20 protein-coding genes are annotated in these 17,454 nt (G+C 44.3%); 11 read left to right on the top strand and 9 right to left on the bottom strand.

Annotated elements, in window-relative coordinates; all coding sequences use genetic code 11:
• Window positions 1-158: 158 nt before the first annotated feature.
• Both QUA00_RS26955 and QUA00_RS26950 read right to left on the bottom strand, forming a co-directional pair.
• Window positions 159-1,028: a calcium-binding protein gene (locus QUA00_RS26955; RefSeq protein ID WP_333284348.1), complete on the bottom strand. Its 870-nt coding sequence runs from the start codon at window positions 1,026-1,028 to the stop codon at window positions 159-161.
• 92 nt (window positions 1,029-1,120) lie between these two features.
• Entirely contained in the window at window positions 1,121-1,306 is a 186-nt protein-coding gene (locus QUA00_RS26950; protein WP_333284350.1) for a hypothetical protein, read from the bottom strand.
• A gap of 609 nt (window positions 1,307-1,915) precedes the next feature.
• Here QUA00_RS26950 and QUA00_RS26945 point away from each other — a divergent pair.
• Window positions 1,916-2,221: a transposase gene (locus QUA00_RS26945; protein WP_333144311.1), complete on the top strand. Its 306-nt coding sequence runs from the start codon at window positions 1,916-1,918 to the stop codon at window positions 2,219-2,221.
• Between the two features lie 7 nt (window positions 2,222-2,228).
• On the opposite strand, the gene QUA00_RS26940 is transcribed toward QUA00_RS26945, so the two are convergent.
• Together QUA00_RS26940 and QUA00_RS26935 are read right to left on the bottom strand one after the other, a co-directional pair.
• Window positions 2,229-2,366, bottom strand: coding sequence for a hypothetical protein (locus QUA00_RS26940; protein ID WP_333144312.1), 138 nt, complete (start codon window positions 2,364-2,366; stop codon window positions 2,229-2,231).
• A 166-nt stretch (window positions 2,367-2,532) separates the two neighbouring features.
• The gene (locus tag QUA00_RS26935; RefSeq protein WP_333144313.1) at window positions 2,533-2,712 is read right to left on the bottom strand and encodes a hypothetical protein; all 180 of its coding nucleotides are present in this window, start codon (window positions 2,710-2,712) and stop codon (window positions 2,533-2,535) included.
• A 309-nt stretch (window positions 2,713-3,021) separates the two neighbouring features.
• On the opposite strand from QUA00_RS26935, the gene QUA00_RS26930 reads away from it, so the two are divergent.
• The 3 genes from QUA00_RS26930 to QUA00_RS26920 all read left to right on the top strand — a co-directional run bounded on the left by QUA00_RS26930 (window position 3,022) and on the right by QUA00_RS26920 (window position 5,840).
• Window positions 3,022-3,147, top strand: a complete 126-nt coding sequence (locus tag QUA00_RS26930; RefSeq protein ID WP_333146033.1) for a hypothetical protein — start codon at window positions 3,022-3,024, stop codon at window positions 3,145-3,147.
• Window positions 3,148-4,733: 1,586 nt separating this feature from the next.
• Complete coding sequence (locus QUA00_RS26925) at window positions 4,734-4,931, top strand: hypothetical protein (protein WP_333104105.1); 198 nt, start codon at window positions 4,734-4,736, stop codon at window positions 4,929-4,931.
• A 708-nt stretch (window positions 4,932-5,639) separates the two neighbouring features.
• Window positions 5,640-5,840, top strand: coding sequence for a hypothetical protein (locus QUA00_RS26920; protein WP_172186381.1), 201 nt, complete (start codon window positions 5,640-5,642; stop codon window positions 5,838-5,840).
• A 148-nt stretch (window positions 5,841-5,988) separates the two neighbouring features.
• On the opposite strand, the gene QUA00_RS26915 is transcribed toward QUA00_RS26920, so the two are convergent.
• Window positions 5,989-6,738, bottom strand: a complete 750-nt coding sequence (locus QUA00_RS26915) for a pentapeptide repeat-containing protein (protein ID WP_333411782.1) — start codon at window positions 6,736-6,738, stop codon at window positions 5,989-5,991.
• Window positions 6,739-6,834: 96 nt separating this feature from the next.
• A complete protein-coding gene (locus QUA00_RS26910; protein ID WP_333411781.1) occupies window positions 6,835-8,022 on the bottom strand; it encodes an RNA-guided endonuclease TnpB family protein in 1,188 nt (395 codons plus the stop codon).
• 116 nt (window positions 8,023-8,138) lie between these two features.
• Here QUA00_RS26910 and QUA00_RS26905 point away from each other — a divergent pair, with 116 nt between their 5' ends.
• The gene (locus QUA00_RS26905) at window positions 8,139-8,651 is read left to right on the top strand and encodes a phosphoribosyltransferase family protein (RefSeq protein WP_333411780.1); all 513 of its coding nucleotides are present in this window, start codon (window positions 8,139-8,141) and stop codon (window positions 8,649-8,651) included.
• Here the strand turns inward: QUA00_RS26905 and QUA00_RS26900 are convergent.
• Together QUA00_RS26900 and dxr are read right to left on the bottom strand one after the other, a co-directional pair.
• A complete protein-coding gene (locus QUA00_RS26900) occupies window positions 8,648-9,340 on the bottom strand; it encodes a Uma2 family endonuclease (RefSeq protein ID WP_333104109.1) in 693 nt (230 codons plus the stop codon). The two genes, QUA00_RS26905 and QUA00_RS26900, sit on opposite strands and share 4 nt — an antisense overlap.
• A 272-nt stretch (window positions 9,341-9,612) precedes the next feature.
• The gene (gene dxr / locus QUA00_RS26895; protein ID WP_333411779.1) at window positions 9,613-10,803 is read right to left on the bottom strand and encodes a 1-deoxy-D-xylulose-5-phosphate reductoisomerase; all 1,191 of its coding nucleotides are present in this window, start codon (window positions 10,801-10,803) and stop codon (window positions 9,613-9,615) included.
• A 218-nt stretch (window positions 10,804-11,021) separates the two neighbouring features.
• Here dxr and QUA00_RS26890 point away from each other — a divergent pair, with 218 nt between their 5' ends.
• Both QUA00_RS26890 and QUA00_RS26885 read left to right on the top strand, forming a co-directional pair.
• Window positions 11,022-12,605, top strand: coding sequence for a DUF2079 domain-containing protein (locus tag QUA00_RS26890; RefSeq protein ID WP_333411778.1), 1,584 nt, complete (start codon window positions 11,022-11,024; stop codon window positions 12,603-12,605).
• A gap of 9 nt (window positions 12,606-12,614) precedes the next feature.
• On the top strand, window positions 12,615-14,051 hold the full coding sequence (locus QUA00_RS26885; protein WP_333411777.1) for a DUF2079 domain-containing protein: 1,437 nt from the start codon (window positions 12,615-12,617) through the stop codon (window positions 14,049-14,051).
• 56 nt (window positions 14,052-14,107) lie between these two features.
• Here QUA00_RS26885 and cas6 read toward each other — a convergent pair whose 3' ends face one another.
• Window positions 14,108-15,232 (bottom strand): CRISPR-associated endoribonuclease Cas6, encoded by a 1,125-nt coding sequence (cas6, locus tag QUA00_RS26880; protein ID WP_333411776.1) that lies wholly within the window; start codon window positions 15,230-15,232, stop codon window positions 14,108-14,110.
• A 300-nt stretch (window positions 15,233-15,532) separates the two neighbouring features.
• Between cas6 and QUA00_RS26875 the strand changes: the two genes are divergently transcribed.
• The 4 genes from QUA00_RS26875 (at window position 15,533) to QUA00_RS26860 (ending at window position 17,320) form a co-directional block, all read left to right on the top strand.
• Complete coding sequence (locus tag QUA00_RS26875) at window positions 15,533-15,895, top strand: ferredoxin thioredoxin reductase catalytic beta subunit (RefSeq protein WP_333146013.1); 363 nt, start codon at window positions 15,533-15,535, stop codon at window positions 15,893-15,895.
• A 147-nt stretch (window positions 15,896-16,042) separates the two neighbouring features.
• Complete coding sequence (locus tag QUA00_RS26870; protein WP_333146011.1) at window positions 16,043-16,483, top strand: DUF309 domain-containing protein; 441 nt, start codon at window positions 16,043-16,045, stop codon at window positions 16,481-16,483.
• 144 nt (window positions 16,484-16,627) lie between these two features.
• On the top strand, window positions 16,628-17,116 hold the full coding sequence (locus QUA00_RS26865; RefSeq protein WP_333411775.1) for an SMI1/KNR4 family protein: 489 nt from the start codon (window positions 16,628-16,630) through the stop codon (window positions 17,114-17,116).
• 66 nt (window positions 17,117-17,182) lie between these two features.
• Window positions 17,183-17,320, top strand: coding sequence for a hypothetical protein (locus QUA00_RS26860; protein ID WP_190274305.1), 138 nt, complete (start codon window positions 17,183-17,185; stop codon window positions 17,318-17,320).
• The last annotated feature ends 134 nt before the right edge of the window (window positions 17,321-17,454 follow it).

The raw sequence follows: 17,454 nt of genomic DNA, 5'->3' as shown, positions 1-17,454 counted from the left end.
CGATGATTTTTTTTAACTACCCCTGCTGTAGTTCCTGCATTGAATATTTCAACCTCACCCCGCTTGTGGCAGAGTGAGGTTGAAATCCTTTAAAACTACCGGCTTTGTGAGAACAGCCCCGAATCTTATCCGATGCCGCCCCACAACAGCCAATTGTTTTAGAACAACTCGAAGCTGTTCGAGGTAATTGTCAGGTTAGGCTGCAACTGAGCAACAGTTAGCACTCCGTTGCTGCCGTTGAAGAACAACTTACCGCTTGTTGGGTCGTAGACCAACTTGTTCGTCGTGGCTGCTCCTGGAGTAGCTTCGTTGAAACCAGAAACGACGACAAACTCGCTTGCCTCGAACGTGCTGCCCAAACCAGCGAACACACCGCCCTGCTTCAAGCGGATCTTATCTTCGCCTGGAGTAAAGTCAGTGATCGTGTCTCGGCCGAATTCGCCACCAGCACTCGCGAAGAAGAACGTATCGCTGCCAGAACCGCCCGTAAGCACATCATCTCCTCTGTCACCAGAGATAAAGTCATTCCCAGCGCCACCATCGACAGTATCGTTGTCTTTACCGCCGTAGAGAGTGTCGTTACCATCGCCGCCACCAACAACATCCCTGCCTTGGCCGCCGAGTACGTAGTCGCTGCCACCTCCGCCGAGTACGGTGTCGTTACCTCTGTCACCAGAGATAGTGTCATTTCCATCACCGCCGTCTACGAGGTCATCCCCTTTACCAGCAAAGATGAAGTCATCGCCACTAACGCCAGCGACCACATCGTTGCCCGAACCAGAAACGATGCTATCGTTCCCGTCGCCGCCGCCTACACTGTCATTCCCGCCACCGGAAAAAACGAGGTCGTTGCCAGTGCTAGCAGCGATGACATCAGCGCCCGCAAAAGTCTGGATGATATCGTTGCCGGCGAGGCCATTGTTCAACCTGTTGTCGCCTTGGGTGCCGATAACGGTAAAGCCACCGCCAGCCACACCACCTGGCAGTGAACTTGCTGGTTGTGTTGTTGGATTTGTTACCTGTGTCATTTACACTCCTCCTAAAAGATCAATCATTTTTCTACAATACACTTTTCCCTCCAAAGGGATTCAATAAATGAAACCGGACATCGGTTGAGACCCTAATTGACCCGGCTGCTATAAGCTGTCATGTAATTTAAATTGTCAGCAGCGAGCCTCGGAGCGCGAGTTGAATCCTGTATTCGTTGAGCAGCAAATATCGGTTGTTTCCTGCTTTTGACTCTCGACTCCACCACTGCCTCTTCTAACACGAAAATATTCCACTTAAACGTTTGCGAGTTTACCATAATGACCGTCGGTGTGGCTAGTCATTATTAAAACAATAGCCGGAAGATACACAGAGACCATTTTTAATGGGAGTCTGCTCTCAAGATTGAGAACTTGCACCGGGCCCGCGGGCACTGTCATCGCCGGAGAGTTCGATCGCCCGCAATGGGGCTGGAACTGAGCTGCGACTTCTTTTAAGTACACTGTTGTTGACTTGACTTTTGATTTTCGCCAATAGTTCCCCAGAAATCAAAATTTTTTAGCTGGCTTTGAAAGCAAGTCCTCGCACGCTGGAGGCCGCATTCAATCACAAGTGCATCCCAACACAGTCCCTGACGGACTTTTGAGCCTCATCACCTTGATGTTTCCCGCCAAATCCCTCACGATCAATGTAGGGTTTTGGCTAAAAAACCCAGTTTTTCAACCCCTCTCCGTCATTTCAACCATGAGCCGCATCCATCCGCCAAATCCGACAATGCAGCGATCTTCTTTTGGTGAAGTTGGGATGAACGGTTGGCCGGTAGATTTGTGACGGTACTGTCACTATATTTTAGATTTTAGATTTTAGATTTTAGATTTTAGATTTAGTCCACAGATGAATCTGGGAACTGGAACTAGCATCTAAAATTTTGGGCTGCTGGCGACTCCTGCTCCAGTTATGGGTTGGCGCAATTGTAGGTATGGATAATTTACCTATTTATAATGCTGAAGCCGTCAATTTTTTGATGGTATCTATCGGAGCAAAGGTAAAATTTTTACCTCGATACTCGCCGGATTTATCTCCGATAGAGTTGTCTTGGGCAAAAATCAAAGCGATTTTCCCTTCTCAAGCATATCCACCTTCAAATGTTCTTGATGAAGGGATTAATAAAGCTATTAATGCTTTTACTGATGAAAATGCTTACCCATCCTTTCATCACTCTGGTCTCTTTTGAGAACCCATTAAACAGTTAATTTTTGTAGTACATCCGATGGGATCATCTCAATATTTGTAAAAACACTTCTTCTGGCTCCTTCTTTCTTCCTATTTCCTCCTGCCTCCTGCCTCCCAACTCCAATTTCTAGGTTGGCTGCTTTCATTGATGTGCTCCCCATTCGAGCGCTAATACCTCTGAGTGAAACTATTTACTTTTTAGCCCATAGTTTTTTACTAATTGTTGTTAACTTCGAGCTGATCGTTAACGATTAGCAAATTTTCCGAAATTTAATTCGGCATTAATTGAGAGAAAATCTCTACTATTTATTCCTAGCGGTGTGCTGCTAGTTGGGCTGGTGACGCGTTGGAATTGCTCTGGCTATCGTACCTGTAGATTTGAGCGTCACTCTCGAAAATATAATTGATGGAAGTAGCTGCATAGTATGCCAGCGCTAGCAGCGACAATAGATTAAGAACTCTATAAATTGGTTTCTCAGATACTTCGTTCATTTGGACTCCTACTTTTTATGAAATAACGAATTTGGATACCGTGACGGCGCTTTTTTTTAGAAGTTCCCAAACATCTCGCACCTCTAAAAAATTAGCTGGATGCCGTTATACACTCCTGAGACCCGATCGCCCAAAATAAGTCGTACTTGAGATTTGAAACAGTTTTTGTTGCCTATTTCATATTGCAGTCTCTGCCTTTAATTGTCTATCTAACTGCGGTAAGAGTTAGGCATTTGGGGCGCAATCGAACTCTACAATTTCCTGTTTAGAGCTGCTACGATTTGAATAAAGGGAGCTGGAAAAGGTTAAATGGCAAAGATCCTAGCTGTTTTTCCACGCCTCGCCAGGATTTTCCCACCTTCGATTAATGGTACGCAGTGGCCGGAGGTAATGAAAATTCTTAAGTTTGTCACCGGCAGGCGAAAATATGTCTGAAGTTATATTTTTACAAGCAACAAGCCATGTTACATTACATATGAATTTTGAGCTTGGTTGAGGTGGTAAATAATTTTTGGGTAAAAAAATGTTGTGGTCGCTGTCCGATAATTTGAGTCCGACAATTTTGCCTGAACAATTTTAACTGAGCCACACCATTAAATCACGGTTTGACAGAAGAAAATTGACAGAAGAAAATTAGGCATCAGTCGATTGGAGACTTCGGCGTGAGACGTTCAGCGAGGGCTGAGTCAATCTCGCTTAGTTGAACGATTGGAGATTTGAGATTTATTCCACAGATGAATCTGAGATATTCAACAAGAGCCTAAAATTTTGGGCTGCTGCCGACTCCTGTGGGAAACTTGTATCCGTTTTTGGGCGCAGGGCGGTTTCATTCTCACCAAAAACATGAATTTTGTAGGGGTAGTGCCCCCGTGCCTACCCTCCCCATCAGTGCCCCCGTGCCTACCCTCCCCATCAGTGCCCCCGTGCCTACCCTCCCCATCGACGATTTGCTCGTGTTTCAGAGATTGGGGCAGCCACGGGGGGCTGCCCCTACAAGAGAATGAAACAGCCCTGGTTTTTGGGCGGGGTCAATCGATTTTAGATTTTAGATTTTAGATTTTAGATTTTAGATTGGAAGCATTGACTTGCGCGAGATAAATTCGGGGGCTCCTTTATCGGATACAGGTTTTTTCTTTCTCCACCGATGAATCCGGAGGCTTGTATCCTGGATGCTTGATTGTCAAAAAGCAGAAGGCAGAATTTGATAGCGGTCAAAAAATACTGTTTTAGGATTCAGCATTTTTATTGGATTCTACCTTCTAGCTGCATTTTTTTACAATTAAACAATATAAATTACTCGCTGCTATGAGCGATGCACGCCGAATAATTTATGAGGAGATCACCAACTATGTTGAAGCCAGTTACTTCCACAATTTATTATAATTATCGATCGCATTGAGCTGTTTGTACCACAGACTTTGTGCTGGTAATTTGCAAAAGGGATAGGGGCAGAACAACAGGCCAAAACAGAGGACCGATTATTAAGGCTATCCAAGATATCACGTCTGTTTTAGATGTGGCAGTATCATTCCAAAAACTTTTGAACCAAACAAGAAAAACGATTAAGGCAATCGAAAAGTAGCTCATCATTATCATTTTTTTACCTGCCTGCCTATAGATGGGATAGGAGTATTTATAAATATTGTATCTCAGGGTGTGGCTCGCCGATCGCAACTTTATGGCCTGAGCTGCAAGCTGCAAGTGTCTAAAACCCAAAGTTTCACAGCTATCCGAGTCCATAGCCTGCGATGTTGAGCGGACTTACTCCCGCTGCGCGGCGGTCTTGGGAACTCAACGCCTTGCCTTCAGGGCTTTTCGAGGTTTTGTCAAACCTTGAGGCTACCACCCCAATTATAGCTTATGCGATCGAGGTCTTGGGTTTTCTGTGATTTAACTCACGTATACTGGCCGACTTCGGTCACAAATCGAGCCAAGAACGATCACACAGCTTACCCGACTGCAATCACCCTACTCTTTTCTCAAATGCTCGATATTATAATAGTCGAGTTCAACGAGATTTCATGCAAGCTCTGACTTTAAAATCTGATCGCGCGATCGCTGAACTGTTCTATCAAGTCACTCATTCAGGCAATCTGACTCGCACTGACAGCCACGGATTGCGCGAACTCTGCCAAAGCGCTCTCAGCGAAGACGCCCGAGATGCAGTCAACCGCCTGCTGCACGCCATCCGCCGCGGATGGGTCAGGATTTCCGATTAGTCCCCTCACACAAGAAGTTGAGATGAGTATTTCTACTTTCTCTCCTGTCAAGCTTTGCCAACAATAAGATTGAAGTGAGTAGGTCGCTCCATTAACCCTCTCCAAAAAAAATTGTACTGCGATCGAAAACCTCGCCCCGGTTTCTTGAAGAAGCCGGGATTTTTGATTTGAAGCAGTCAGGCGATTTTAGATTTTAGATTTTAGATTTTAGATTTTAGATTGACTTCACAGATGAATGTGGGAGCATGAACTAGAGCTTAAAATTTGGGGCAGATGGCCGATCCTGTCGGAAACTTGTATCGGCTTTGGGGCGAGTTATTAAGTATATCCACGGAACCAAGACCACACCAAGAAACTAGGTAAATGTAGGTAAAAGCGGGTTTATAAACACCGTAAAAGTTTTACGTAGAATTAAGCCAAGCGATTTAGCTAGCAGTCATTAGTAATCTATTAATAGATAAATATTCAGAAATTTGTCACCGTTTCTTAACCAAAAGTAGAGATGTGGGGGTTGCCAAAAGCGAGAAATCGGGACGGGGTTGGTGTTTCCAGTTGCGGGGCTATCCTGGAAACATCCGCTCCCCAAGTCCGGCTGACACAAATCACTCATCAAGAGCCAATGGATCACATTTACTCCCGTAGTTGAATCACATAAAAATTGGAAAAATCAGTCAATACTGTCAAGAGCGAGTTCAAAAAAAACACATGATGACCACCCAAACGCTTTTACCTCAATTTACTATTGCAGAGCTAGTCTTTCAGGTATATCACTCCGGTCTGCTGACTCCCACTCACCGACAACAGCTCAAGACAGCCCTGTTAAATGACTCTCTTACCGAAGAAGATCAAACAGCCATCAACCGCTTGCTCCACGCCGTTCGCCGGGGCTGGCTGAAAGTTGTAGATTAAACTCGGTTCTAAATTTTTTGCCACTACTCTTTAAATGCACTGTCACTTGAAGGCAGAATTAAATCCCCTTAAAAAAATCAGGCATTAGCCTAAATGTAGGGTGCGCCACAAGCACCCTGCTGTTTTAACTTCTATTTTGTCAGCTTATTTAGTCAGAGATTGTGCCGTCAGGCATCATGGCCTCTCTCAGATTCGCTTCATTCAAATTTGTCCCGCGCAAAGAAGCTTGATGCAAGTTTGCTCCCCGGAGATTGGCTCCCTTAAGGGAAACTCCGCTCAAATCTGCTTGATGGAGATTGGCACAGCTCAAGTTAGCTCCGCTCAAATCGGCTCCCTTCAAATCAGCTTTTTCCAGATTTGCTTCCGTCAAATTTGCCCAACTCAGATTTGCTTGAGTTAGGTTAGCACGGCTGAGGTCAGCTTGTGTTAAGTTCGCATCGGTTAAATTTGCTTTGCTCAGGTTGATTCCGCAAAGCTTGACTTCTGTCAAGTTTGCACCTTGCAAGTTAGCGTTAACTGCATAAACTTGAATCAAAATTGCCCCCTGAAGGTTAGCATCTCTCATGTCTGCACCCCTGAGACTCGCCCCCGTTAAATCGGCCCCGCTGAAGACGACACTCCGCAAGATGGCTCCGCTCAAGTTCGCTCCCACCGCCTCGCATTCGCCAAAATTAGCGGACATGAGGTTGGCTTGGGAGAGGTTGGCTTGACTGATATCTGCTTGATACAGATTAGCTCTGTAGAGGGTGAGACCGATCGAATTTGCACCTTTTAAATTAGCGTGACTCAGGTCAATATCGCGCAAATTTGTCCTTGACATATGGGCACCGCTCAGGTCTACTTTGTGAAAAACCCGTTCTCCGGCTGCATACCGTCTGAGAAGTTCATCTGCATCCATGTCATTTTCCCCAAAATAATTAATAATACCTTTGATATTTCAATAATATTAGGATTGACATCCACCCAGGCGTAAACGCACGGGGATTCCCAAACCTCACGATTCAGGTTTCTGCTTCTGTCCCTTACGGGGTTTCGCACCAGCCTTAACAGATTTACTCTGTTCAGGTCTTACAGTCGCTCCACAGACTGACACGGCAAGCCCTGCCGCCAAAATATTTTTTGCCGCATTAATATCTCGGTCATGGTGAGTGTGGCAATTAGGACAATCCCATTCCCGGATATTCAACTGCATCTTGTTAACGATGTGTCCGCAATTACCACACCGTTTTGAACTCGGAAACCATCGGTCAATCTTAATTAAAGTACGACCGTACCAATCGCACTTGTAATCTAGTTGTCTCACTAATTCCCCCCAACTTGCATCACTTATTGCAATGGCAAGTTTGGGATTTTTAATCATGTTCTTCACAGCTAAGTTTTCGACGGCGATGGTTTGGTTTTCACGCACCAACCGTGTTGTTAGCTTATGAAGATTATCTTTCCTTGCATCACTAATTTCTTGATGCACTTTCGCTACTTTGAGTCGTGCTTTGTGACGGTTGTTTGACCCTTTTTGTTTGCGACTTAAAGATTTTTGCGCTTTTCTAAGATTGCGATACTTTGCCTTGAATCCTTTGGGATTGGCAATCTTTTCGCCAGTGCTTAGAGTGAGCAAGCTTGTAACTCCCAGGTCGATACCGACTTGATTATCTGTTTTGGGTAATGCTTCAATTTCAACCTCTACCAGCAGAGAAACTGACCACCTACCTGATGGTGCAAGCTTTACTGTAATTGTTGATGGTCGGCAACCATCAGGTAGTGTCCGGCTCCAGCGAATGGGTAACGCTTCTGTGCTTTTTGCTAGGTAGACTTGTCCATCTTTGAACTTAAATGCTGACTTGGTAAATTCTGCACTACCACCGTTGCGTTTCTTTTTGAAGTGAGGATATTGTGCCCGCCCATCAAAAAAGTTGGTATAAGCCGTTTGTAAATGTCTCAAGCATTGCTGCAGTGGCACGCAGCTCACTTTGTTCAGAAAATCTAGTTCTTCAGTTTTCTTCCATTCGGTTAACATTGAAGAAGTCTCAGCATAGCCTACCCGTTTGTGTTCTGCGTACCAAGCTTCCGTTCTTGTGGCTAAAGCACGGTTGTAGACCAAACGAACACAACCCAAAGTACGTCGCAACAAACTTTCTTGTTCCGGCGTTGGGTAGAATCGATAGCTGAAGGCTTTTAGTGTCATGCTGACCTTAAGTACACCATCTTACATACTAGCACGTCTTGTGTGAAATGGTATATTTTAACAAAAATTCATGTAAAGCCGTCCTAAAAGGACGGGGTTTCAGACCCATTTTTTTGATGAGCGACCTTTACGTTTCTTGGCCTGAGTACCATCGGAAAATTGAGGATTTGGCTGTAAAAATTGAGGAATCTCAGTGGAAATTCGATCGAATTGTCTGTCTGGCGAGGGGAGGGCTGCGGGTTGGAGATACTCTGTCGCGGATTTTCGACAAACCTCTGGCAATTTTAGCGGCCTCGTCCTATGGTGGGGCTGAGGGAAATCTCCGGGGTGCGATCGAGTTTGCCCGCGATTTGACAATGGTGGGCGATAATTTGGGCAGCCGCATTCTCCTGGTTGACGATTTGGTGGATTCGGGAATTAGTTTAGAGCAAGGTATCGCTTGGCTGAAGAGTCGCTACGGCGAGGATATTCAGGAAATTCGGACTGCTGTACTCTGGTACAAGGCTTGTTCTGTTGCCAAGCCGGATTATTATGTAGATTATTTGGCTGACAATCCTTGGATTCACCAACCTTTTGAAATGTACGAAAAGATGAGTGCGGCTGATTTTGCGCCGAAAGTTGGGAGTTAGTAAAACCCGCTCTCAACGGAGTCTTTGATTTGTAGTTGTTCTTTAGCCCAAGCTCGAAATGCTCTCATTGTCGGGCTTCTGCCTTCGGTGTTGGCGCGATCGACATATTCGGGAATTACATCAATAATGGGAAAGTCAGGGAAATTTTGGCTAGTATCGGACTCAGTATATTTGCCCTCTTGAAGCAGATAAATTTTCAGGGTTCGCCCATCATATCTCCAAAGTTCCGGCACTTTCAAAGCTTGATAGCTATTTAAAGCGGTTTGTGAGGAGTTGTCAATCTCGATCGCTAAATCGGGAGGCGGGTCTACTGTTAAATCTATTCGATCCTTGCCTCTGACAGCAGCTTGGTTCTGAATATAGAAACAATCATCAGGTTCTACGCCGCTCTGCATATCTTTGCTTTTGAAGGTAGTGGAACCTAAAACTTCACAATCAACATTAAGTTCTTCCAGAAGTAACTTAACAAAGTCACCAATTAGTGATTTAGCTTTTTCATGTTTTGGTAGTGGCATCCTAATTTCCAGTGTTTCTTTGTAATAAGTAAGTCGAATTGCGTAACCTTCTCCTAACTCGTCTAGGATAGCTTCGTACATTTCCCAGCTAACGTTTTGTAACTGCACTTTATTGCCGGGGGGGACAATTAGTTGATTCAGTTCAAATAATGTTGATTTGGTTTCAGTTTGCATCGGTTGCTTGTAGGAATGGGACTCATAGCTCTATTTTATCAAGGGATTGAAGAATCGATTGCCCAAAACTTTAATAGAGTTTTGCCGATATTTTGCACTTTTTGGCATAGTCCGCCAGGGGTTAAAAACCCCTGTCTCATAGCTACAGTCCTCTGAAAGAGGACTGGATATTTATCAAGGTTGGGCAGTCGGTTTCAACCGACTGTCTTCTATGAGACGGGGAATTAATTCACTCCTAGGGCTGGTGGGTAACTGCAAGTCTGCTGATACAATTAGCGAACCGAAAGAATACGATCGCCCAATTCCATACTATCTGCCAAAACTTCCTGCCGCGCCCACCTATCCGCAGCCAAAATATCGTCTAAACCAGGACTTTCACAGTTATCGGCTTGATGTTTGTCGCACACCTTCTCAATCAACTTCGGAATATCCAAAAACTGAATCTTCTCCTCCAAAAATAGCGCTACCGCCTGTTCGTTTGCCGCATTCAGCACCGCAGGCATCGAACCGCCCGCACGTCCCGCCGCATAAGCCAACTGCATACAAGGATACTTTTCGTGGTCGGGTTCTCGGAAAGTTAAATCCCCAGCTTTTACCAAATCCAGCCGTTCCCAATCTGTATGAATTCGCTCCGGCCAAGACAAAGCATAAAGCAGTGGCAATCGCATATCCGGCCATCCCAATTGCGCCAAAACCGAGGTATCTTGCAGCTCAATTAACGAGTGAATTATGCTCTGAGGATGGATGACAATATCAATGTCGTCATAATCCATCCCGAACAAGTAATGAGCCTCAATTACTTCTAATCCTTTATTCATCAAAGTAGCAGAATCGATCGTGATTTTCTGCCCCATCGACCAATTCGGATGTTTCAAAGCATCGGCTACTGTTACTCCTGCTAATTTGTCGATCGGCAAATCTCGAAAAGAACCCCCCGAAGCGGTGAGAATAATTCGCCGCAACCCGCCAACCATAACACCTTGGAGGCACTGAAAAATTGCCGAATGTTCCGAGTCAGCCGGCAATATTTTAACGCCGTATTTTTCGATTAAGGGGTTGACAACGGGGCCCCCTGCGATTAATGTTTCTTTATTGGCTAAGGCAATATCTTTGCCTGCTTTGATAGCCGCAATTGTTGGCAGCAAACCGGCACAGCCAACTATGCCCGTGACGACGGCTTGAGCGTCGCCGTATTGGGCAACTTCGACAACGCCTGACTCGCCCGCAAGTAAAATAGGTTGAGGGTCGATGTCTGCGATCGCCTCCTTCAATTCCAGTAATTTATCTTCGTCGCAAACCGCGACAATCTCCGGTCTAAACTGGCGAATTTGCTGGGCCAGCAACGTTACATTTCGTCCGGCGGTTAACCCGACAATCCGAAATTGATCGGGGTATTGAGCTACAATATCCAGAGTTTGAGTGCCGATGGAGCCTGTGGAGCCGAGAAGAGTTATTGCTTTCACAATTTTTTAATGTTTTGTGGATTATTCTAATATTACGATTGCGGGGATAAAAATTAGTGGTTAACTATTGCGTGGAAAGCACATTCGATGGAATCATATTTTGAGTGACCGAAAGCATCCAGGATACAAGCCCCCGGATTCATCCGTGGGTCAATGCTTCAATTCTAAAATCTAAAATCTAAAATCTAAAATCGATTGACCACCTAGTGCCAGATTTCATGCAGAATAGGGAAAATTTTGCTGATGACCGTGAGGACATCAGTGTCTCGATCGCCGAAAATAGAGAGGAAGGTCGATCGCAGCTACCGTCGAGTTTGGTTTGGGTGATCGCTACTGCTGCGGCAATTTTCTTTTTGTGTAGCAGTTTACGGCACGCTTTATTCCAATCAACTGCTTTCGATTTGGGAATTTTTGACCAAGCAATTTACTTAATCAGCCAAAACCAAACGCCTTTTTCTTCTTTAATGGGGATTCATATTTTGGGCGATCACGCAGCGGTAATCTATTATCCGCTAGCTTGGCTGTACAAAATTTCCCCGGATGTGCATTGGCTGCTGTTGGTACAAGCAGTTGCTTTATCCCTGGGGGCTTGGCCTACGTGGAGTTTAGCGCGTTTGGCAGGTTTAAATCAAGAACAATCGGCTGCGATCGCATTGATTTATTTGCTCTATCCGGTGGTATTTAACATCAATTTATTTGATTTTCACCCGGAAGTAATCGCTTTACCCGCACTCTTGGCAGCAATTTTGGCGGCGCGTTTAAATAAAATTGTGTGGTTTTGTACCGCTATAGTGTTAGTTCTCAGTTGCAAGGCGGTTTTGTCCCTAACCGTTGTCGCTATGGGTTTCTGGCTGTTTTTTTGCGAAAAAAAGCAACGGTACGGGGCGATCGCACTTTTGCTCGGTGCAGCTTGGTTTTTGATAGCTTCCCAGAAAATAATTCCCTTCTTTAGCGGCAGCGAAGTCGCTGGAGTCGGGCGCTACAGCTATTTAGGCAAATCCGTACTCGAAATCATCATCAATCTCATATTAAAGCCACAGTTAGTATTAGGAAAAATACTTTCATTCGATACATTCAAATATTTATTTCTCCTCACATTACCTGTGATTTGGCTGCTCTTGCCATTTTCTGGCAAACTACGCCTACAATATTTAACAGCGCTAATTCCTGCCCTCCCTACCCTGCTGATCAATATCCTCTCTGACTTGCCATTTCAACGCAGCTTAGCCTATCAGTATTCAGTGCCTGTAATTCCCTTTTTATTTTTAGCAGTGATAGCGAAGGAAGAAACAAGAAAGAGGGAAGAAAGAAAAGGCAACAAGGAAGAGGATAAAGCAAATAAGCAACATTTTTTAACATGGGTCAATCTGCCACAATTGAAAAACTTCCGAATTTCTCAACTTTGGCGGGGAATTCAATTGCCGAGAATCATGATAATTTGGTCGTTAATAATTTTCCTACTTCTGGGCGAATATAAAGATTTTTATCTGTACCTAAATAGACTAGATACCTGGCAAGCTACACGCGAAGCAGTCGCACAAGTTCAACCCCAAAGCAGTATTTTAACAGATAATAGACTTGCCCCTCACTTTGCCCACCGCCCAATAGTAAAATTGCTGTCACAAATTTCGCCTCAAACAAATTTAGCTGAATTTCAATACATATTATTAAACCTGCGCCATCCCTGGCCTGATACTGAAAAACTTGGTGATACCTTAGCAACTCAACTTAAAAACTCTCCCAAGTTTCAATTAACTTATCAAAAAAACGAAGTTCTGCTATTTAAACGAATCGCTGATTAAACCAATAAAATGCTAACTTTAAAATTCCTAAAAACTCATCCAGTATTTTTAATGATTGTCGTGACAACGATAGTCTTATTTACCGCCAGCAGCGCGCGGCACGCTTTGTTTCAGTCAACTGCATTCGACTTAGCAATTTTTGACCAAGCAATTTATTTGATATCCCAAAATCAAACGCCATTTTCCTCTTTAATGGCAATAAATATTTTGGGCGATCACGCCGCTTTTATTTTCTATCCACTAGCTTTACTTTACAAAATATATCCCGATGTTCACTGGCTTTTTTTAGTGCAAGCTGTTTTTCTAGCTTTAGGCATTTGGCCGAGTTGGAGTTTGGCACGTCAAGCGGGATTAAACGAAGAGAAAGCAATTGCAATTTCAGCCGTATATCTGCTTTATCCCGCAGTATTTAATGTCAATCTCTTCGACTTCCACCCAGAAGTAATTGCTTTACCAGCAATGCTAGCAGCAATCTTAGCCGCGAGGCTGAATAAAACCTTGTGGTTTTGTGCTGCTATTGTATTAGTTTTGATCTGCAAAGCCGTGCTATCTTTAACTGTGGCTGCGATGGGTTTGTGGCTGTTGTGTTTTGACAAAAAACGTAATTGTGGGCTCATAGCTCTATTTTTAGGCGCGGGTTGGTTCCTGGTAGCTACTCAGGCAGTTATACCGTATTTTAATCAGGGAAGAGAACACGCGGGAATCGGGCGATATAAATATTTGGGAAACTCTGTTTTTGAAATTGCTATTAATTTAATAGTGAAACCAAATCTAGTTTTAGGGCGTTTGTTTTCTTTAGATACTTTTGAATATTTAGCGTTATTGGTATTACCTATAATTTGGTGGCTGTCTCCGCGTCATCTGTCATCTTTAATTAGTGCTGTGCCGATGTTGGCGATGAATATTCTTTCCGATATCCCCGCTCAGCGGGATTTAATTCATCAATATTCTGTGCCGATATTGCCGTTTTTGTTGGTTGCCGTAATTTCCAGTTTGGCAGCTAGCAATCAGCAAAAGGGAAAGACAATATTTGATAGATTGCCACTTCCTAATTGTCCCTTGGCTAGAGTCATTGTAATTTGGTCGTTGATTGCTTTCTTAGCTTTAGCGAAATACGGCTATTTTTGGACTATTTATTTAAATGGGTTCGACACTTTGCCCGCTACCAGAGAAGCAATTTCTCTTGTTGAAACAAAAGGCAGTGTTTTAACAACTGCTCAGATTGCTCCGCACTTAGCGCACCGCCCTGTAGTAAAATTAACTCAGGCTAACACGCCGCCTGCAAATCTCGCAGAATTTGATTATGTATTGCTTAACCTCAGATATCCTGGCTGGATGAGCGATCGAGAATTTGTTAAAAACTTAGTAACTCAACTAAAAAACACCCCTCAATTTCAACTAAAATATCAGCGAGACGACATATATCTATTCACTAAAAGTCATTAGTCAGCAGTCAACAGTCAGCAGTCAACAGTCAACAGTCAACAGTCAACAAATTCCCGCTAATCCTCCACTTTCAAAGCCCTTCTTGCCAACTTCACGTAAGTTTTCACAGTTTCATAAGGCATTTCCAAATCAGCAGCAATATCAAACAAAGATTCCCCCAATTCCCGGCGCGCCAAAATCGTCGCCCAAGTTTCAGCAATCTCAGCAGCGCGACTTCCACCTTTGCGCTTTCTGTGCGCCATAAACTTCTGTGTCAATTCATCTATTCGCGCCGCCAATACGCTTTGTATAGACACTTCGGGTAGCGCTTCTGTCAACCATTGTGCCCGCGTTTGCCCCAATCCAAAAGTTGTTTTGTGGCCAGTGCCGCAATAAGGCGCTAACCGCCCCAAAGCATAAAATAATTGTACAAAATCAGGGCGATTGTGAGCCGATCGCCCTAGCCCAAATTCCACAGCCCCAGTGAATCCCGTTACCATGCCTTTTTTGCCTGCGGCTACCTTTTGCGACTCCAATTTGTGGCGGCTAATAATTGCATTTTCATCAATCCAATTCAAAAATTCTGCTTGGTCAAAATTTACCCCCGAAAAGTTATTCCAGCGGCGCAAATAACTGTGAAAAACATTTTCTGGAACTGGCAAAGGAAAGTGATGGCCTTTGCTACGAAAGCTTGTCGGAGTCACAAAACTAAGTTTGAGGGTTGGCGAAAATGGGGGTTCGGCTGTTAATAATTGCTGGTAAGTTGTGGGAGCAAAAGCAATATCCCAAGAGCGAATTAGCAGGGGAGCATTTCGCAAATCTATCTCTTCGGGCAAATTTTGCAGCCACTGACTCAGCCACTGCACTACTGGCTTGGAAAGTCCTGTTACGTACCAGCGATAAATGCGATCGCCCAAAAGCTGAAATTCTTTGCCACCGGGGAGCAAATCACCTTCCAATCCCGAAAGAGTAAAGGCTTTTTCTGACTGTTCATCGTGCAAAAGTTGCGATAAATCCGGGTCAGTTTGGTGTACTTGACCTAAAAACCAAGCGTGCAAACCTATAGCATACTGCGCGTACAGATAGCTAGGAGCGCGGGGAGTCAATTCAAACACTAATCCGACTAACTCGGTGTCAGCCGGCCAAATCAGCCCAGAAGGAGGAGATTTTTTGCTGTGGGTGCGGTTCGGGGAAGTTGCCATCAGATGCCACTAACAGGGACAGGGCTGTGCTATCTTATCCGATTTTTATCCCCTTTGGGGGATGATTGTTGAGGGCCCTCGATCGCCCAAATCTTTTGGCTGCTTCAAAAACCGGGCCTGCCGCCAGTTTCCCGCACCCTCCGGGATAGACAAAAACCACTAAAAAACCAACAACCTAAAACTCAATCTTTGTCAAGGTTTTCCTCCTTGTAAGTAAACAGAAATATACAAGTGTTTAAAATCACATTCTGCGCTACAATTGTCAAAAGCTCGTAGCATCCTCAACTTCGATCCTAAACTATGAACACAACAGAAAAATCTAAACTCTCCAACGAAAAAACTTTGGAGGCGATGAAGAATTTCTCCGAAACCTACGCCAAGCGCACGGGAACTTTCTTTTGTTCTGAACCTTCCGTCACTGCTGTGGTGATAGAAGGACTAGCAAAACACAAGGATGAACTAGGTGCTCCCCTATGCCCTTGTCGCCATTACGAAGATAAAGAAGCCGAAGTAAAAGCCGCCTACTGGAACTGTCCCTGCATTCCCATGCGCGAGCGCAAAGAGTGTCACTGTATGTTATTTCTGACGCCAGATAACGATTTCGCGGGAACTACTCAGGAAATAGGAATGGATCAGATTCAAGCTGTCAGAGACACTATGTAATCGGTTAAGTAGGCGGTCGTGAAAGGGCAGTAGTTTTGAAAAGAGGTCGTTAGTTTTCCTATTTTTAAGACTTAGCTATTTAACAAAAATCGATCGCCGCCTACTCAAACACACATCCGCCATCGAAAATCCCCAATCCCCAATCGAATGACAGAGGAAATGCCGATCGAGTTTTGGCAAGGTATCGAACAGTTTAACAGCCAAGAATTTTACGCTTGTCACGATACTTTAGAGGCTTTGTGGATGGAAGCCGGCGAGCCGGAAAAAAGGTTTTATCAGGGAATATTGCAAATTGCCGTCGCGCTTTATCACTTAGGAAATCAAAACTGGCGCGGTGCAGTAATCTTACTGGGAGAAGGAATAAATCGGCTCAGTTATTATCAGCCGAGTTATGCCGGAATTGCCGTTGAAGACTTGCTCGGACAAAGTGCTAAACTTTTGATCGCTTTGCAACAAGCAGGGCCGGAAAAAGTAGCAGAATTTGTGCCTTTATTAACAGGTGCAGAAGTTGCAGGCTTGCAATTGCCACGAATTATCAAAGTAGAAGGTGAAACCCGATTGAGAAAAGGAGATTCCAACGGTAGGTAAGAAGGGTGGGAAAATCGCGGTATTTTCAGGTTATACCATATGTTGTACGGCAGATGCGATACAATTATAAGTTGTGCTGCTTAGGTTGTTGATTTCAGTAGTTTTGAGGTTGCCTTTAAGCGGTTTCCATCAAGTTTAAAAAGTATGGATATAGTTGAATTTCGAGGCATTTCGTTTGTTGTAGCGACTCCACCGCTACAGCCCATCTCTATTCAAGATTTATCTGCGATTGAGGATTGTCTAGGCTTTCTATTTCCGGAAGATTACCGTGCGTTCGTGAATACATTAGGACTGGGCGAAACCGACCTGAGCATAAGAACACTTCCTCCACAGGAAATTTTGGATAGCTATCTTAGTGAGGTTCGTGGTAGATTGTCTGGGGACTGGTTCTGGGCTAAAAATCCCGATGTACTTACACAAGCTCAAGCTATTGAGTGTGTCCCATTCTTTGATAGCCCTAACGGTGACGATATTCTGTTCCATCCATCTGACCTAAATCGTTGGTTCATTTTGCCTCATGAAGGAGAGGAAGCCATTGTTGTTCACTCTTTTCAGGAACTATGTGATTTCTATTTGCGAAGATCTAATGATTTGCAACCTCCCTATAAGTTCTACGGTTATGATGATATCTGAAAAAAGGTGGGAACGATCGCCACACAATAACGCTCATGCACACCAACCCCCGAAAGTTGATCGGTTGTGATGCAAAGTCTATCTGCGGTGTGCGATGGACAACGTTGCATTTTTCACCGACAGGTGAAATGCGATCGCGCTAGGGATGCGGAGCATTATCGCCCGCAACTTCGGACGATCGATCGCCAGCTTTCCCTATCCTAGAAAAATACAGCCCCCGCCAATGCTCAAATGAGATGGAAACTATTTTAAAGAAAGAACCTAAGCTGTTGTACCTTTAAATAGGGTATAATAAAAAAGGAGTTTAGTCAATCTCTACAAAAATGCCAGCTAAAAAC

The sequence above is a fragment of the Microcoleus sp. T2B6 genome (assembly GCF_036700475.1).
In the GTDB taxonomy this organism is placed as follows: Bacteria; Cyanobacteriota; Cyanobacteriia; order Cyanobacteriales; family Microcoleaceae; genus Microcoleus.
This window is presented reverse-complemented; position numbering and strand designations above follow the sequence as displayed.

What these genes read in the sequence shown, in the direction of transcription:
- cas6 (WP_333411776.1), bottom strand. Translation starts at nt 15,232, where the DNA reads ATGGCAACTTCCCCGAACCGCACCCACAGCAAAAAATCTCCTCCTTCT.
- QUA00_RS26865 (WP_333411775.1), top strand. Translation starts at nt 16,628, where the DNA reads ATGGATATAGTTGAATTTCGAGGCATTTCGTTTGTTGTAGCGACTCCA.
- QUA00_RS26930 (WP_333146033.1), top strand. Translation starts at nt 3,022, where the DNA reads ATGGCAAAGATCCTAGCTGTTTTTCCACGCCTCGCCAGGATTTTCCCA.
- QUA00_RS26910 (WP_333411781.1), bottom strand. Translation starts at nt 8,022, where the DNA reads ATGACACTAAAAGCCTTCAGCTATCGATTCTACCCAACGCCGGAACAA.
- QUA00_RS26955 (WP_333284348.1), bottom strand. Translation starts at nt 1,028, where the DNA reads ATGACACAGGTAACAAATCCAACAACACAACCAGCAAGTTCACTGCCA.
- QUA00_RS26925 (WP_333104105.1), top strand. Translation starts at nt 4,734, where the DNA reads ATGCAAGCTCTGACTTTAAAATCTGATCGCGCGATCGCTGAACTGTTC.
- QUA00_RS26885 (WP_333411777.1), top strand. Translation starts at nt 12,615, where the DNA reads ATGCTAACTTTAAAATTCCTAAAAACTCATCCAGTATTTTTAATGATT.
- QUA00_RS26875 (WP_333146013.1), top strand. Translation starts at nt 15,533, where the DNA reads ATGAACACAACAGAAAAATCTAAACTCTCCAACGAAAAAACTTTGGAG.
- QUA00_RS26870 (WP_333146011.1), top strand. Translation starts at nt 16,043, where the DNA reads ATGACAGAGGAAATGCCGATCGAGTTTTGGCAAGGTATCGAACAGTTT.
- QUA00_RS26920 (WP_172186381.1), top strand. Translation starts at nt 5,640, where the DNA reads ATGACCACCCAAACGCTTTTACCTCAATTTACTATTGCAGAGCTAGTC.
- QUA00_RS26890 (WP_333411778.1), top strand. Translation starts at nt 11,022, where the DNA reads ATGCAGAATAGGGAAAATTTTGCTGATGACCGTGAGGACATCAGTGTC.
- QUA00_RS26950 (WP_333284350.1), bottom strand. Translation starts at nt 1,306, where the DNA reads ATGGTAAACTCGCAAACGTTTAAGTGGAATATTTTCGTGTTAGAAGAG.
- QUA00_RS26900 (WP_333104109.1), bottom strand. Translation starts at nt 9,340, where the DNA reads ATGCAAACTGAAACCAAATCAACATTATTTGAACTGAATCAACTAATT.
- QUA00_RS26905 (WP_333411780.1), top strand. Translation starts at nt 8,139, where the DNA reads ATGAGCGACCTTTACGTTTCTTGGCCTGAGTACCATCGGAAAATTGAG.
- QUA00_RS26940 (WP_333144312.1), bottom strand. Translation starts at nt 2,366, where the DNA reads ATGAAAGCAGCCAACCTAGAAATTGGAGTTGGGAGGCAGGAGGCAGGA.
- QUA00_RS26935 (WP_333144313.1), bottom strand. Translation starts at nt 2,712, where the DNA reads ATGAACGAAGTATCTGAGAAACCAATTTATAGAGTTCTTAATCTATTG.
- QUA00_RS26915 (WP_333411782.1), bottom strand. Translation starts at nt 6,738, where the DNA reads ATGGATGCAGATGAACTTCTCAGACGGTATGCAGCCGGAGAACGGGTT.